Here is a 285-nt window from a genome sequence, read left to right as displayed (position 1 = left end):
ATGTTGACATCGTCAACATTGCCGCACCGACAGCCCAAGGTCTTTCTCACAACCAATACAACAAGTACAACGTTTCCCAACACGGTGCCGTTTTGAATAACGCCCTGTCTGCCGGTAAATCCCAACTGGCCGGAAACCTGTCTGCCAACAAAAACTTCCAAGGTCAAGCCGCATCTGTGATCTTGAATGAAGTGGTCAGCAAAAACCCTTCCCTGATCTTGGGTCAGCAAGAGATCTTCGGTATTGCCGCAGACTATGTTTTGGCAAACCCTAACGGCATTACTC

General features: G+C 48.8%; 1 protein-coding gene. It reads left to right on the top strand.

The features are described from left to right. Positions 1-285, top strand: a 285-nt coding sequence (locus ACTHTA_RS11470) for a two-partner secretion domain-containing protein (protein WP_440379633.1), incomplete at both ends; no start/stop codon positions are given.

The organism is Neisseria sp. P0013.S005 (assembly GCF_051958425.1).
Lineage (GTDB): Bacteria > Pseudomonadota > Gammaproteobacteria > Burkholderiales > Neisseriaceae > Neisseria > Neisseria subflava.
Note: the sequence above shows the minus strand (reverse complement) of the source record. Positions and strands in the feature narration are given on the sequence as shown.